This window comes from Komagataeibacter intermedius TF2 (assembly GCF_000964425.1).
Classification (GTDB): domain Bacteria; phylum Pseudomonadota; class Alphaproteobacteria; order Acetobacterales; family Acetobacteraceae; genus Komagataeibacter; species Komagataeibacter intermedius.
The window spans coordinates 1-438 of the sequence record NZ_BANF01000415.1 but is presented as its reverse complement, the minus strand read 5'-3'; the positions used below and the strand labels follow the sequence as shown (position 1 = coordinate 438).

Below are 438 nucleotides of genomic sequence, written 5' to 3'. Positions count from 1 at the left end.
TTCAACCAGCACATTTGGGGAGATTACAACCAGCACTCACAGGCGTTCAGATCTGCACTATACCTAAGCGTCAAGGAGGCGCTGACAATGAACTGAAGCGTGCCTGCCCAGACTTCGGCGACGATGAATTCGTCCAATGAACTCGAATTGACCTCCTCCACCGATTGTCCCTCGATCATAATTAGGGTCTGCCTGTTTGATATTGTTGGTCGGCAGATTGATCGAATGACAAGCACGTCTGGCTCTGTGCCTTTAGGCCACTTGCGGCACAGGCCCCCCGTCATTTTAGGCTCAAAGGACTGAACCACCCCGGGATTGACGGTTACCAATTCGTGCAAGCTTTGAGCCATGTCCGCTTCGGAGAAGCCCGCGGCTGCACATTGACGTCCGAGAAGAGGCGAAAGCGGACTATTTCCTGAGCCTGATGATTCCGAGTTC

The 438-nt window shown here is 53.0% G+C and carries 1 protein-coding gene; it reads right to left on the bottom strand.

Going from position 1 to position 438, the window contains the following annotated elements; genetic code table 11:
* Window positions 1-23: 23 nt before the first annotated feature.
* Window positions 24-438 (bottom strand): hypothetical protein (locus B7449_RS22295; protein WP_209426786.1); only part of this gene is annotated, 415 nt, incomplete at its 5' end.